At 48.9% G+C, this 14,813-nt stretch carries 16 protein-coding genes; 12 read left to right on the forward strand and 4 right to left on the reverse strand.

Annotated features, from left to right (window positions below):
- Nucleotides 1-63: 63 nt before the first annotated feature.
- From ESP131_RS08280 to ESP131_RS08290, 3 genes are all read left to right on the forward strand, one after another.
- Nucleotides 64-828 (forward strand): DeoR/GlpR family DNA-binding transcription regulator, encoded by a 765-nt coding sequence (locus ESP131_RS08280; RefSeq protein WP_047391234.1) that lies wholly within the window; start codon nucleotides 64-66, stop codon nucleotides 826-828.
- Between the two features lie 25 nt (nucleotides 829-853).
- Nucleotides 854-1,516, forward strand: a complete 663-nt coding sequence (locus ESP131_RS08285; protein WP_047391237.1) for a copper homeostasis protein CutC — start codon at nucleotides 854-856, stop codon at nucleotides 1,514-1,516.
- 186 nt (nucleotides 1,517-1,702) lie between these two features.
- Nucleotides 1,703-2,338 (forward strand): DUF975 family protein, encoded by a 636-nt coding sequence (locus tag ESP131_RS08290; protein WP_047391242.1) that lies wholly within the window; start codon nucleotides 1,703-1,705, stop codon nucleotides 2,336-2,338.
- Between the two features lie 52 nt (nucleotides 2,339-2,390).
- On the opposite strand, the gene ESP131_RS08295 is transcribed toward ESP131_RS08290, so the two are convergent.
- Nucleotides 2,391-3,272, reverse strand: a complete 882-nt coding sequence (locus tag ESP131_RS08295) for an NAD(P)-dependent oxidoreductase (RefSeq protein ID WP_047391245.1) — start codon at nucleotides 3,270-3,272, stop codon at nucleotides 2,391-2,393.
- Complete coding sequence (locus ESP131_RS08300) at nucleotides 3,269-5,014, reverse strand: ABC transporter ATP-binding protein (RefSeq protein WP_083254776.1); 1,746 nt, start codon at nucleotides 5,012-5,014, stop codon at nucleotides 3,269-3,271. Before ESP131_RS08300 ends, ESP131_RS08295 begins: the two co-directional genes overlap by 4 nt.
- 124 nt (nucleotides 5,015-5,138) lie before the next feature.
- Here ESP131_RS08300 and ESP131_RS08305 point away from each other — a divergent pair, with 124 nt between their 5' ends.
- The 4 genes from ESP131_RS08305 to ESP131_RS08320 all read left to right on the forward strand — a co-directional run bounded on the left by ESP131_RS08305 (nucleotide 5,139) and on the right by ESP131_RS08320 (nucleotide 9,417).
- Complete coding sequence (locus ESP131_RS08305) at nucleotides 5,139-5,570, forward strand: YaiI/YqxD family protein (RefSeq protein ID WP_029341287.1); 432 nt, start codon at nucleotides 5,139-5,141, stop codon at nucleotides 5,568-5,570.
- Between the two features lie 83 nt (nucleotides 5,571-5,653).
- Nucleotides 5,654-7,288 (forward strand): ATP-binding protein, encoded by a 1,635-nt coding sequence (locus ESP131_RS08310; protein WP_231925601.1) that lies wholly within the window; start codon nucleotides 5,654-5,656, stop codon nucleotides 7,286-7,288.
- Nucleotides 7,289-7,319: 31 nt separating this feature from the next.
- Nucleotides 7,320-9,077, forward strand: a complete 1,758-nt coding sequence (locus tag ESP131_RS08315; RefSeq protein WP_231925602.1) for an EAL domain-containing protein — start codon at nucleotides 7,320-7,322, stop codon at nucleotides 9,075-9,077.
- 61 nt (nucleotides 9,078-9,138) lie between these two features.
- Complete coding sequence (locus ESP131_RS08320; protein WP_029341290.1) at nucleotides 9,139-9,417, forward strand: hypothetical protein; 279 nt, start codon at nucleotides 9,139-9,141, stop codon at nucleotides 9,415-9,417.
- A gap of 77 nt (nucleotides 9,418-9,494) precedes the next feature.
- On the opposite strand, the gene ESP131_RS08325 is transcribed toward ESP131_RS08320, so the two are convergent.
- Nucleotides 9,495-10,454, reverse strand: a complete 960-nt coding sequence (locus ESP131_RS08325) for a DUF4003 family protein (protein WP_029341291.1) — start codon at nucleotides 10,452-10,454, stop codon at nucleotides 9,495-9,497.
- 54 nt (nucleotides 10,455-10,508) lie between these two features.
- Nucleotides 10,509-11,024: a DUF1836 domain-containing protein gene (locus ESP131_RS08330; protein WP_029341292.1), complete on the reverse strand. Its 516-nt coding sequence runs from the start codon at nucleotides 11,022-11,024 to the stop codon at nucleotides 10,509-10,511.
- 112 nt (nucleotides 11,025-11,136) lie between these two features.
- Between ESP131_RS08330 and trhA the strand changes: the two genes are divergently transcribed.
- From trhA to ESP131_RS08355, 5 genes are all read left to right on the forward strand, one after another.
- On the forward strand, nucleotides 11,137-11,784 hold the full coding sequence (gene trhA / locus ESP131_RS08335; RefSeq protein WP_023467814.1) for a PAQR family membrane homeostasis protein TrhA: 648 nt from the start codon (nucleotides 11,137-11,139) through the stop codon (nucleotides 11,782-11,784).
- Nucleotides 11,785-11,903: 119 nt separating this feature from the next.
- On the forward strand, nucleotides 11,904-12,806 hold the full coding sequence (locus ESP131_RS08340; RefSeq protein WP_069940405.1) for a gluzincin family metallopeptidase: 903 nt from the start codon (nucleotides 11,904-11,906) through the stop codon (nucleotides 12,804-12,806).
- Nucleotides 12,767-13,627 carry a M3 family metallopeptidase gene (locus ESP131_RS08345; RefSeq protein ID WP_069940406.1) on the forward strand — a complete coding sequence of 287 codons (861 nt, stop codon included), beginning with the start codon at nucleotides 12,767-12,769 and terminating at the stop codon, nucleotides 13,625-13,627. The genes ESP131_RS08340 and ESP131_RS08345 overlap by 40 nt, the downstream gene beginning before the upstream one ends.
- 42 nt (nucleotides 13,628-13,669) lie before the next feature.
- Nucleotides 13,670-14,368, forward strand: coding sequence for a ribose-5-phosphate isomerase RpiA (gene rpiA / locus ESP131_RS08350; RefSeq protein ID WP_029341294.1), 699 nt, complete (start codon nucleotides 13,670-13,672; stop codon nucleotides 14,366-14,368).
- A 21-nt stretch (nucleotides 14,369-14,389) separates the two neighbouring features.
- Nucleotides 14,390-14,650: a hypothetical protein gene (locus tag ESP131_RS08355; protein WP_029341295.1), complete on the forward strand. Its 261-nt coding sequence runs from the start codon at nucleotides 14,390-14,392 to the stop codon at nucleotides 14,648-14,650.
- Nucleotides 14,651-14,813: the final 163 nt, after the last annotated feature.

The raw sequence follows: 14,813 nt of genomic DNA on the forward strand, positions 1-14,813 counted from the left end.
CAAGACCTTTACAGATGTTCGATACACTAGAACTAGAACTTGTCTGTGAAGGGGGAAGCGCACGTGTCGTTGTTAGGAGAAGAGCGGAAATCACGCATCATGGAATGGCTGGAAGAGGAAGGGAAAGTCATGACGAAGGATTTGATCGAACGTCTCGATGTCTCGGGAGAAACGGTACGACGCTACTTAGAGGAGCTCGAACGGGAACGGCAGTTGAAGCGCGTCTATGGCGGTGCCATCTATCAAGGAGGAAAACGAGAAACACCGATCTCGCGTCGGACGGATCAGTTGTCTCGCCGTTTAGCGCGTTATGCGAAAGGATGGCTCAGCGATTATTCCTGTATCTTTCTTGGTCGAGGCGAGCCGGTCGAGCATCTGTTGCCGTATTTAACGGGGAACGCGACGATCGTCACGAACTCACTAGTGGTCGCTAGTCACTTGGAGCAGTGCCGCAAGACGGGACCGTTCAAAGGTGAAATTCGGTTACTTGGTGGGACGGTCGATGCCTATGGGCAGACGGTCGGAGTCGAAGTCTTGCAGGCGCTCGATGCCTACGCTTTTGATGCCTGTTTTCTATCGTTTGACGGTGCCGAAATCGAGCGTGGCTTCGTCAGCGATGATATTGAATCCTCGCTGATTCAAAAAGCCGTCATCAGTTGTACGAAAGACGTTTATGCCTTCTTGGCGAATGATGAATTCCAGGGCAATCGTAAATATAAGGTGGCAGAGTTCCGACGTGCGAAGATCGTCCTCAGTCCAGCCTCCTATCCACCATCGTGGGAGATGAAACTGTTCAACGAACGCGTGAACTGGATGGTCGTCTCATGATACACTGATGCGGGAGGGATGTATCATGTTAGAAATCATCGCATCGACCGTAGAAGAAGCGGTCGCAGCAGAACAAGCCGGAGCGGACCGGATCGAGCTCGTTTCCGCATTATCCGAAGGTGGGTTGACGCCGAGCTATGGACTGATTCGTCAAGTCGTCTCGACGGTCGAGATTCCAGTTTACGTCCTCGTTCGACCACATAGTAAGTCGTTCGTCTATTCGAAATCAGACGAAGAAACGATCATCACGGATATCGACTTGATCCGAGAACTCGGTGCTGCCGGGATCGTCGTCGGCTCATTGACCGCAGATGGTCGCGTCGACGAAGGCTTCCTTGGTCGAATCATCAAACATAAAGGGGAACTGTCATTGACGTTCCACCGAGCAATCGACAGTAGTCGCGATATTCTCGAAGCGGCAGAAGTGCTCGCTGATTTTCCAGAAGTCGACCGGATCTTGACGTCGGGTGGTCAAGCGACGGCGTTAGAAGGAAAAGAGACAATCGCGCGCTTGATCGAGGACCATCCGGACTTGATTATCTTACCAGGTTCCGGGATTACGCTTGAGAATGCGGAAGCACTTCTTGAGGCGACGAAGGCATCGGAACTACATGTGGGATCCGCTGTCTTACAAGACGGTATCATTCAAAAAGAACGTGTTGAGGCATTGACGCGACTTCTGCGCTAATCCTATACCGCACGAATCCATTTTTCAAATCTTATGAGATGAGAGAAATGGATTTTTTTGTATGTGTTCGTGACGGATTTTCGACGATTCCGTGACGCGTTTGAAAAGCAGAGCGGGATAACTAGGTTTTTCAACGGGACTACGCTAGAATCAAAGATGGAAATAGTGGAAATGAAGGAGTACGACATGAACCCTAAACAATTAAAACAAGACGCCCTTGGTACACTAAAAGGACGTTGGCTGGTCGGGCTAAGCATCTCGATCATCTACTTCCTTATCTTTGCGCTTGCAGCAAGCCGGATGTCCTTTGAACAAGATGACATCGACAGCATGGTCCGTTTCATCGGACTGAACATGGTCGTAACGATCGTGCTTGCTCCGGTGACGGTTGGACGAACGATTGCTTACTTACGCTTCACACGCGGGGAGTCTGCCGGTATCGGAACGTTATTCGAAGGGTTTTCTTCGTTTCGACGTGCTTTCCGGACGATTGCTGCGTATGCAATCGTGACGGTATTGGTGTATGTCGGATCATTTTTGATTTTACCGGCATTGTACTTTTATCTAGCGTATCGCCTCGTCCCGTACATTTTGGTCGACCGACCAGAATTGTCGTTTTGGCAAGTCCTCGGTGAGAGTCGTCGGATGATGAAAGGGCATAAGCGTGAATTGATCATGCTTTACTTGAGTTTCATCGGCTGGGGTATCCTTGCACTACTTAGTACTGTGGGTGTCATCTTCTTGACGCCGTATTTCGATACGACGATGGCACACTTCTATGAACGCTTGAAACCAACACGTCAATCATCCGTCGAGGGATGAACCAAAAAAGCCTGTACGCTACGTCGACTGACGTAATGTACAGGCTTTTTGCTCATTCTACCGAAGCGCGTGAACGTTCAGCGAGCAACAGATAAAGCGCTTGTGTACCGGAATCGGCGTGACCCAGCTCAGCAAGTTGTTCATATAAATCCTTCGTCAGTGCGAGACCAGGTGTCGCGATGCCCATCTCAGCGCCGCGTTCGAGAGCAAGCCGCATATCCTTGATGAAGTGTTTGACGAAGAAACCAGGTGAGTAGTTTTCAGCGATGACGCGTGGAATTAAGTTCTCAAGACTCCAGCTACCGGCAGAACCAGATTTGATCGTCTCGATGAACTGCGTCGGATCAATCCCGGACCGCGTGACGAACAACAGCATCTCCGCTGTTCCGATCATTGAGCCGGCGATTGCGATTTGGTTCGCGAGTTTTGCTGATTGTCCTTTACCAGGACCACCGAAGAGTGAAATCGATTTTCCCATCGCTTCGAATAATGGCTTCGCTAGCGCGAACGCTGCTTCTTCACCACCGACGAGAATAGCGAGTGTCCCGTTCTTCGCACCGAGGTCACCACCTGTGACAGGTGCGTCCAGTGCCTGAAGACCGCGTGTTGCCGCTTCCTGCGCGATGCGTTCTGCAAGAGCTGGACTAGATGTCGTCATATCGACCAGGATCGTTCCGGGTGACGCATAGTCGAGGACTCCGTCTTCGAAGTAGATTTGCTCGACGTCTTGCGGATAACCGACGATTGAGATGACGACGTCGACATCCGTGACAACGTCTTGAATCGTATCGACGATTTCGACACCATCTGCTTCAAGGACAAGTCCTTTTTCTTTCGTACGATTGTATCCTTTGACTGTAAAACCTGCCTTGCGCAGATTGCGGACCATGCCTTGTCCCATGACACCTAATCCGATGAAACCGACTGTCTTCATACATGATTCCCCCTTGCACGTTCCGTGCCGATGAATTGTTGCGTTACGAGCTTATTATACAATGGATTGTCGACGACAAGACGATCATGTGTCCCGATGCCGGAAATCCGACCATCTTCAAGAACGATAATTTGATCGGCATGACGAACTGTCGCGAGACGATGAGCGATGACGAACGTCGTCCGTCCGACCATCAATCGCTCGAGTGCTTCCTGAACGACCCGCTCGGACTCGGAGTCGAGGCTTGACGTGGCTTCATCCAGCAATAGAATTTCCGGATCTCGGAGGAGTGCACGTGCGATCGCAATCCGTTGGCGTTGACCACCAGACAACTTGACACCTCGTTCCCCGATTTCAGTTGCGTACCCCTCTGGAAAACGTTCAATGAACGTATCGGCATTCGCCATCCGTGCAGCCTCACGAATTTTGTCTTCACTGACGTCTTCCGCAAGACCATAGACGAGATTGTCACGGATCGTTCCCGATAAAACAGGGGAGTCTTGGGCGACATAACCGATCGCTTGGCGCCAAGACGATAGCGTTAAATTAGCGATGGATTGATCTCCGAGTCGAATCTGTCCGGATGTCGGTTGATAGAATCGCTCCAGTATCGCGAATAATGTCGTCTTCCCGGATCCACTCGGACCGACGATCGCTGTCGTCTTGCCGCGTGGTAACGTAAAGCTGACATCCTGTAGGATGGGCGTCTCATTGTATCCGAATGATAGGTGATCGACCGTGACGTCCGTAAACGGACGCGGCGCAACAAGCGCTCCAGGTGCTTCCGGTGTCTCATCGAGAAGCTCGATGATTCGCTCTGTCGCCCCGCGAGCCTTCTGTAACTTCGTGATGAATTCAGTCATCGTCACGAGTGGCGTCATGATTTGGAACAAATAGAGTGAGAAGGCGACGAGTTCACCTGCTGTGATCTGGTTCGTCGCGACGCGGTAGGCACCAAAGCCGATGATCAAGATCAACATCGTCGTCAAGGTGACGTTAAAGATTGGCAACAAAAGGGATTGGATTCGTCCTTCCTTGACGCCATAGCCATAAAGATTCTCAATGCGAGTTTTCCCACGGTCGAGCTCATAGGATTCAGTCGCTTGCGATTTGACGAGTCGGACTTCACCGAGCATCTCGGCAAAAAAACCGGATAATCCCGCGAGTTCCTTCTGAGTCTCACGAGATATCTTATGCAACTTCCGCACGAGCGGGATGATGATTAGTAGCGTCACGGGTACAGCGATGACCATGACGAGTGTCATCTGCCAGTCGAGGAAGAACAGAATCGTGATCGCTCCGATGATCGAAACGAGTGATGTCAGCAGGCGGACGAGTTGCTCCGACAGCAATTGCTGGAGTGTCGTAGCGTCACTGTTGAGTCGGGAGACAAGCTCACCAGATTTCGTCTCATCATAGAACGGAATCGATAAGGTCAACAGGTGTTTCCATAGGAGTGTCCGTAAATTAGCGACGATTCGTTGACCGACGATCTGTAACCAATAGATCGATAAAGCATTCGCGACGACTTGGACGACAAAGACGATCACGAACAAACTGATCAGCTGCGGAGTCAGTCGATCGACTGTAAAACCGTCAATCAACGTCTTTAAGAACCAAGGAATGGCGAGGGCAGCCAGTGCTTGGATGACGGAGACGGAAACAGCGGCGGATAATAATCCGACCGGGGGTTTCGTTTTTTTCAATAACAGGTAAAAAGATTGGAACGTAGCAGCGTTCATTTCAACACATCCTCTCTTTTCCATTGTCCGAAAGAACGAAGAAACGGTCAAATGGGAAACGCGACTTGACAAGAAATCTTTTGGTTTGTGACACTGATAGTGGAACCAACAAGGGAGGATGCAGATGTCTATTTTCGTAGATGCGGACGGATGTCCCGTTGTCGATCTCGTCGTTCGACACCGACAGGGACGTGACGTCTTTTTAGTTTGTGATACAGCACACCAGATGATGCGGGAGGGGGCGACGACGATTACGGTCGGACAAGGTCCAGATGCTGTCGATTACGCAATCGTCAATCGGATGAAACGTGGCGATCTCGTCGTGACCCAAGACTACGGTTTAGCAGCACTCGTCTTAGCGCGAGGAGGACTCGCAATGGACCAAAACGGTCGTGAGTTCACGAACGATAATATTGATTTATTACTTCATACACGGCATGTCGGACAACAAATCCGACGAGCCGGTGGACGGACGAAAGGACCGAAAAAACGGACACGTGATGCGGATCGGGCATTTGAAGAAGCATTTCGTGCATTAGTGCACACCATCATATAAGTAAGAATGTACTTGAACTGTTGATACAGCAAGGACCATGCTATAATTTGAAACAGGAATGAATTCAGAAAGGAGGATGCACGTTGAAACGAATTTTACGCGACCACTCGAAGGACCGTCCTTACCGATTGCGCCAAGGAACGGTTCCGGCATCAGCTGAGGCACGACTCACTTCACTCGATCAACGTGAAATCAATCGGTTACAACAGAATTTACGGGAAGTCGAACTGAAATTGAAGCAACGTAATGAAATCATGGAAGCGCTAGCGACACAAAATGTCGAAGCGGCCTGTGAGACCGTCCTGACGATTCTGTTGCAACTGCTCGATGTAAAAGAAGGTGCCATCCTCTTGTACCGTCGTGAACAATTGAATCATTTCGTCGCGCAAGGCATCGACGAGATGGAGCTGATCGAAAAAGATCTCGATCAATATTCGGTCTTACGTCGGGCGTTCGTCATGCGTAAATCGGTTCAGTTGCCAATCAGTGAGCAGTTCGAGTCGGCAATCCCGGTCCAGTCTCCAAGCAACGGACAAGTCGTCGGATTGCTTTATGTTCGTCATGCCTTCGCTCAGTTCAATCTAGAGCAAGTCGGGGACTTACTTGATCTATCACGAAAACTCGGGATGACGCTTGAGCGCCATCTGTTGTTCCATCAGATGGAGCATGAAAAAATCAAGACGTATCAGCTACTGGACTCGATTCGGGAAGCTGTCCTATATATCGAGAGTAGCGGAGAACAGATTTATGCAAACCAAGCCTTGTTGAACATGTTTCCCCCGAAGCTCGTCAATCAAGCGCAAGGATTCCGTCATGCGTATGAACGGGCGACGTCGCTGTTTGAACATGTCGATCAGCCGGACGCACTTCATGACTATATCGGTCAACTAATGAACGGGGATATTCCGGGAGAAACAATCGAACTCTCGGCGTTTCGTGGGAACTTATTACTCAGTGCCTACGCTGAACGGATTGCGATCGCGAACGTTGAATGGGGAATGATGCTCGTCTTACGCGACGTGACGAAAGACAAGGAACTCGATCTTAAACAGGCAGAGTTCGTCTCGATCGTATCGCATGAGTTGCGGACACCGCTCTCTTCCATCATGGGCTTTACGGAGTTACTGATGAAACGAGAAGTCGATCCGAAGCGCCAAAAGCGGTATTTGCAGACGATTCATTCGGAAACCGTTCGATTAGCGGAATTGATCAATGATATCCTGGAAATTCAAAAAGGGGAAGATTCGACGCACGGCACGCAAAAAGAACCGCTTGATTTGAAACAGTTGATATTCGAGATGAAGCCGATGTTTGATCTTGCGAGTCAGGCACACCGAATCAGTGTTCAGTTCGAATCAGGAGACTATACGGTATCAGCCAGCAGTGAGAAGATGAAGCAACTGTTTACGAACCTAATCATGAATGCGATAAAATATTCGCCTGAGGGCGGCGCAATCCGGATCAAAGGGTCAAACCAATCGGATCAATTACGGATTGAGATTTCGGACGAAGGGCTCGGTATACCAGAGAAAGCCCTACCTTACATTTTTGATAAGTTTTATAGAGCGGATAATTCGGATACACGTAAAATCGGCGGAACCGGCTTAGGGCTCGCGATTTGCCGAATGATCGTGCTCGATCATGGAGGAGCGATTTCCGTTCAATCGACGGAAGGAAAAGGTAGTACCTTCATCATTCAACTTCCAGTTGACGTATGACCACGACAGAACCAGAAAGGAGGAAGACACGGTGAATAATAACTCACACATTCGTTATGAAGCTTTGCATCCACTCGTCGAAGAAATTCTTGAAAAACTGAGTGAACAAATCGGCGTCAATACATTATTTTTTGCATTAAACGATTCTTACAGCAATTTTGTCGTTAAAGCAATCAACCAAGACCGTCAGTTGATCGAAGAAGGCTCGACCCATGTCTTCCAACATGTCCTCTGTAAGCTGGTCGTCGATGAGACGGATGGGAAGGTCTCGATCAATGAATTGCTCAATGATCCATTGACGGTTAATCATCCGGTCACGAAAGCACTTGGAAACGGTAGCTTTTTAGGGGTGGCGATCAAAAACGCGGAGAACGAGAAAATCGGAACGTTATGTGCCTTTGACGATCAGCCATTTGACTTCAAGGAACAGGATGTTGCGCTCGTTGAACGATACGCGGATATTATCAGTAAATCAATCAACGTCGAAACCTATGTCATCAAAGATGCACTGACAGACGTCTACAACGAACGGTATATGAATCGATTGATTTCGAGTATGACGATTCATCCCGCTTTCATGATGGTGTTGAACCTGGACCGTTTTCATGCAATCAATGCAGCGCACGGATACCGGGCAGGGAATGAAGTACTGCGTGAAATCGCGAGCCGGTTAAAGTATGTTCCTTTACCGAACCATGTCGTCGGGCGGATGGACGGGAATGAATTCGTTGTCCTAGCAGCAATCGAACAGGATCTGGAGTTCGAGCAACATGCAGAAGAATATGCCCGTATCGTCACGGAAGCGATTGAGCAACCGATCGTTGGTGTCGCAGATGAACCGATTCACGTGACGGCTTCGTCTGGCGTCAGTCTCCTGACCGGTGACATGGCAAGCCGTCAAACACAAATTTACGCAGCAGAAGCGCTGATGCAACAGGTCAAACACGATGGGAAACGACGGACCTCGTTCGTTAATCCGAACCGAAATGCGGAGCAACATCCATTTGCATCGGTCCTTGAATCAGAGTTGTCGCATGCACTTGAACGAGGGCAGTTCGAACTTTATTACCAATGGATCGTCGATGCGAAACAAAAACATTATGTCGCGGTTGAAGCGCTTTTACGTTGGAACCACCCAGTGCTTGGCTTCGTCAGTCCGACGGATTTCATTCCGATTGCCGAGAAGATGGAAATTTTCCCGGACATCGGTCGCTTTACGATCTGTCAGGCAATCTTGGATCAACGTCGTTTAGAAGAAACGTTTGGTCGTAAGATTTCCGTCGCCGTCAATCTGTCGGCGAATCAGTTCGAGTCAGATCAACTATTTTCCGAGTTGCTCCGACTGACAGAGGAGTCATACTTCCCGAATGAACGACTCATTCTTGAAATTCGGGAAGAAGTACTGCAGACACGTCGCCGTTTTGCGATCAACCGGTTGGAACAATTGCGTCAAGCAGGCTATCGTTTGACCGTCGATCATTTTGGAAGTCATTACGCATCACTCAATTCGTTATTGCGTTTACCTGTTCAAGCGGTCAAACTTGATCCAATCTTTACGCGTCGCCTCGTCCAAAATCAGTTGGAGCGCTCGATGATTCGGTCTGTTCATTCGTTGACGTCTGTGCTGAACATCGCGCTCGTGATTCAAGAGGTTGAGACCGCGTCTCAACTCCAACAGATTCAACTGCTGGATGAGGACCTTTATGTGCAAGGCTATGAAGTACATCACCCTCAGCCAATTGAACAATTACTCATCGAGGACATCGTTCGCGGGCACGCCGAGGTTTAATCGTTCTTCAGTCGGGAATACTTTAAAATGTGGAACAAGTACATTTTAAGGGGGATGCCAAATGGCGAATCAACACGATAAAGAGACGGATCCGATTACTTCAGGGAACCGCATGACGAAGGATGAGATTGCCGGACGTGATCCGCAAGACCATACGGATGTACCGGAATCTTCAAAAGAGGAAAAAGAATCAAAGCATCAAGAGCAAGAACAAGATGCTGAGAAAACAGAACGATCAGATGACGATGCTTCGAGTGAAGAAGCACCCGATTTATCACACGCTTCTGATGAAGATGGCGATGTCCAGCCTTCTGATGAAGACCAGCAAGATAAAGAATGACTAAAAATAAGGGCAATCGACGTTCGGCAGTAATGCCACGCGTCGATTGCCCTTTTTGCTGTATTGTTCTTGAATGATTACTCGCCCCCGCCGTCACCACCACCATCAAATCCTCCGTCGATCCCGCCGTCCGTCGCATGGGACGTGTCGGTCAAATCAACAGGGAAGAGTAAGAACGGAATCGCGTCGGCGCCGTCCGGTGGGAGAATCGAAGATGGGAAGAGTTGTTGCAGGATCGTTTGTTGACTTAAATACAATCGGATTGCTGTCAAATAGACTAAGTCCTTCCGGTATTTAAAATGTAAATCGGAGCGTAACGCCTCTGCCATCCGTTCGAGTGACGAAGCGTGAACGTTTGGATCACCGAGTAACGCAAGCATGCCGTGGAACGACAGCGGAACATGGTGTTTACGATGTATCTTACGGGATGCCTCCACTTGTGCGATATAGCGATCCCAATCGTCTTCAGGCAATAAAGCGAATATCAAGGCCACGACATACGTCTGTTGAGCGCGTCCGAACCGTCGTTTGAGTCGTTGATAGACCGTTTCGATACGCGAGGCGAGTTCGTCTAACTCACCGCGTGTCGTAGCGTGAAAATAGACGAAAGAGATCAATAGCGGTGACACGATGAACCGATGTTGTTTTTTGAGGCGTGTGTATAATTGTACCGTTCGTTCAAGTACCGCGTCCTGTGGAGTAAGACGGCTGATGAACAGGGCAGTAGAGTAGGCATTCAAGGGATGCGACAAGCGATGCGATTTAAAATAGCCATGAATCGACATCATCTCAGCAATCCGACTCGGTGTGTGGGCGTCAAAGGCATGAATCTTCGAAGCAAGTAATAATGCCTGGGTGGTTTGTGTATACAAGCGTATTTTCAAGTCATCTGCTGTCTCAAGCAACACACTTGCGGAAACCTGCTCCGTTCCGATCGTTCGGTCGAATGCCAGTTCGATCAGAATACCATCCTGATAGGTTCTGAATTCTGGTCCGATGTGATCAAGCTGTCGCAAGAAAGTCGTCGCGATCTCCATGACTGTTCCTCCTCTGCCTTTTCTTCTAGTGTATCACGCAGTGAAAGCGTTCTCTTATTTTTTCAGTTGGGTGTCAATCAATTGTTCTGCTGCGCGCCGGTACAAGTTACTCATATGAGCCATAGCGAGAATCTGCTCCAGTGGATCGGTCGTCGAAGCGGTCAGAGCGTCTTGTTCCGTTACGAAGCGGGCTGTATTTCGTTCCGTCAGTTCGAGGTAATTACGATAAAACCCTTCAAGATCGAGTTGATCCTGTTCGATCCCTGCGTTCAAGGGCGCAAGAATCGTTTTGATATCATTGATCGAAAACGAACTTTTCAATTGATAAATCAAGCTAATCAGAATCAAGTGTTCCTTCGTATACTTTTTATTCGTGACCGGAAAGAATAATTTCTTTTTGGCATAATTGTTGATCATCGTCTTCGTCAAAATCGTCTCGTCTGCACTTCGCGTCGTTTCCTCGAATGTCCGCTCGAACAGTTGAATGACTTGATCCATATAGAGATCGATATTCGGGATATCTTCGAGCCGTAATTGACGATCGTGTCTCGTGTCATCAGAATGTGTCATAAAAAAACCTCCAAAATCGCTAAAATAGGACTTTCTACTTCTCCATCATATGATAGAATACGTATATAACGCCATGTAGTATTCGAAACTACATATCAGGGGAGGAACGAAAGTGAAAGCTTATATGAGAGAACCGATTAATGGATTAACGCATCTTGGAGGGGCTGTCTTTGCTTTTGTCGGGTTACTGGCACTTGTCATCAAGGCATCGTTAGAACGGGGGGCATCACTTGCGATCGTCGCAGCGATTATTTTTGGTGTCAGTATGATGGCGCTCTATGCCGTCTCAGCGACCTACCATATGGTCCTTGCGAGCGACCGGGCAATCGCGATCTGGCGTCGGTTGGATCATTCGATGATTTATCTGTTGATTGCCGGGTCTTACGCACCATTTTGTCTCGTCAGTCTGAACGGTCCGACTGGTTGGGTCTTGTTCAGCATCGTCATGTTGATTGCAGTCTCTGGAATCACCTTTAAATTGGTTTGGTTCAACAGTCCACGTTGGTTATCAACGACGCTCTACATCGGAATGGGCTGGATCATGGTATTTGCGATCACACCACTTGCGCAAGTTTTATCACCGCTCGGCATCGGATTATTGTTCCTTGGTGGTATCTTCTACACGATTGGTGGCATCATTTATGGGCTGAAGCCACGTATCTTATCGTTCAAACATCTTGGATTCCATGAAATCTTCCATATCTTCGTACTACTGGGTAGCCTAGCACACTTTCTATGTGTCTACTTCTTCGTTTTATGAGGATGTCCTCCTTCAGTCAATGGCTGAAGGAGTTTTTTTTGTGTCTGATGGAAAATACAGGAGAAGTCGAGTGTCCTCACGAATGAAAGAACGAATAGATCACGCATAGGAGGAAAAGCATGAAACACACACGATGGCAATTAGAAAAACTCTACACGATTAACGACGTTAAAGCAGGAATTGCTACGATACAAGCCGCGTTGACGAAACGTCCGGCTAATGTGGCAGAACAGGTCGAGCGTTATCAGCAAGTCGCGCGCGACGTCGAAGAATGGAGTGACTTCATTTATTGCTTATATGCAGAAGATGTCACGCGCTCAGAAGTCCATTCATTGCTCGAGGAAATCGAAATCGTACAAGCGATGGTGCGCAGTGAGGCAGCAGCACTCGATACGAAGATCGCCGCACTGTCACAAGAAGAGTGGGAGGCGCTCGTCACTAGTTCACCATACGCCTTTTTCTTGAACGAACGCCGTGACATCCAGTCGCGTCGTGCACCACTGGTTCAAGAACAATTGTTGCAAGATCTCGGTGTGGACGGGTTCCAAGGCTGGGGGCAGCTCTACAAACAGCGTTTCATGGCATTGCGCGTCGACTTGGACAAAAAGCAGGTCACGATCGGTCAAGGGCTGCACGAAGCGATGTTCGCACCTGACCGTTCGGCTCGTTTAGCGGCAGCGACAGCAGTTGACACCGCTTGTGCACAAGAAGCTGACCTGTTTGCGACAATTCTGAACCGGATTGCCGGCTTCAGATTGCAATCTTACAAGATGCGGAACTGGGAGCAACCGTTGACTGAGTTGCTTGAGCAGAACCGGATCTCGGAAGCGAGCCTAAAAGCGATGATGGAAGCACTTGATCAACACCGCGACCTCTTTCACGCTTATTACGCTCGGAAGATTGCCCAGGCGGAGCGGATGACGGAGAATGGCATGATTTTGAGACGAACACCTATCGCTCCGCGCGTCTCGTTCCGTTTGAGATGGCAGAGACAATCGTCACGACACAATTCAAACGATTGAATCCGCAGCTCGGCGCCTTTGCGGAAAACGTGTTTAGTGAGGGATGGGTCGATGCAGAGAATCGTCCTGGAAAAGCAGAGGGCGGATTCTGTGCTGCCTTTCCGATTGCCAAAGAGAGCCGGATCTTTATGACGTACCGTGATAGTTATCCGGACGTCGCAACGCTCGCTCATGAATTCGGTCATGCCTATCATAATTATTTACTGCAAGACGAACCGTATTTAAATCAAGTCAAAGGAACGAGCATCGCGGAGGCGGCTTCGACGTTCATGGAGAATCTCGTCCTCGATGCTGCCATCAAAGAGACGGCGGAGCGGGAGGAAGTGCTCGCTCTCCTAGAGGTCAAGATCCGGGAAGGGCTGAAATATGCCAGCATCGTTCCCGGAATGTTCCGTTTCGAGCAACGTTTTTATGCGGAACGTCAGCAAGGGACGGTCAGTGCCGAACGGTTAAGTGAACTCCTGCAAGAGGAAGAACGGTTAGCCTATGGTCCGGTATTGCCTGAACCGGCGCGCTATAAATGGATGTACATCAGTCATCTGTTTAATCCGAATCTTGCGTTCTACAACATTCCATACACGATCGGTTATCTGCTCAGCAATAGTCTGTATCAGACGGTTCAAGCGGATCCGAGTCAATTTTCAGCAGTCTTTGAAGCGGTCATGCATGATTCCGGTCAAGCGACGATCGATGAGATCGTTAACCGTCATCTCGATGCTGATCCGACATCTGTCGCGTTTTGGATGGAAGCTCAGCAACCGCTCGTCCAGGCAATTGAGCAGTACCTGACGTTAACGGAATCCTCTCTCTCCGTCGATTGAAGACGAATCGAAACGGGAACAGAAATGTAGGGAGGGATGCGGATGTATGAACAGGAGAAACAATTAGTCGCTGAGGCAGCACTAACTTATGTGAAAGATGGGATGATAGTGGGTCTTGGGACAGGTTCGACGACGGAACGGTTCATCGAAGCGCTCGGTCCACTTGTGCATGCTGGACTACAGATTCAAGGTGTGGCAACGTCACTTGCGACGGTACGATTCGCGGAACAGCTACACATTCCGTTGATTGACTTGGAAGAGGGAATGGAAATCGATTTGACGATCGATGGGATCGATCAGATTGACGGACGATTTCAAACGATCAAAGGTGGTGGCGGTGCACTATTTCGCGAGAAAATCGTCGCACTGATGAGTCGGGAATTGCTCTATCTGACAGATTCCTCGAAGTTCGTCCATCATTTAAGCGGACCGTTACCTGTCGAACTGGATCCGTTTGCCTTACCGTATGTGCGACAACGGTTACGTGATAAGCATGTCTCAGCAACGCTACGCGTGAAAGACGATCGTCCCTTCGTTACAGATGGAGGTCACGTGATTTTGGACGTTGATGTATCAGCCATCTCGGACGTCCGAGTATTTGCAAAAGAAGTGAAGAGCTGGTCGGGTGTACTCGATACGGGTTACTTCGAGCGACAGCCCGATCATGTCCTGACGGTCGAAGAGGGAAAGGTCAAACGCATCGCGCATCCACGACTGCGTGACGGCGGTGGGTTGGTTTAAGGGAAGAAAGAAGGAAACCGTATGGGCTTGAAAAAACGGTATTTATTCGGAGCAGGTGTCATTGCCGGTGCGAGTCTACTGTTGTTCAGGAAGCGGGAACAGAGCACACAGACCGATGCGTTACGAGACTATTTAGCGCATCTCGATCAGGATCCGAGTCCAGATGCTGCGAAAGACCCGGATGAGGTCGGATTGACGAAACTGGATTCGATCTATCGGTCGGAGTGGCAAGCGAATGGTTTCCCACGTTCGCGGACGGAGCTAGAGGAGCTTGAAAAATAAGAATGTCAATAAAATATTTCTTTATTGATAAACTAAATAACTTAATGATTTTTTAAACGGCTTAAATTCGTTATTTAAACGGACCTAAGCCGTTTTTGTGTCTTCTGCGCTATAGTTATGAATTAAAACGTTAATAAGAAAATCGTATGTGACTACTATTCAA

The sequence above is a fragment of the Exiguobacterium sp. U13-1 genome, assembly GCF_001750115.1.
GTDB lineage: Bacteria > Bacillota > Bacilli > Exiguobacteriales > Exiguobacteriaceae > Exiguobacterium_A > Exiguobacterium_A acetylicum.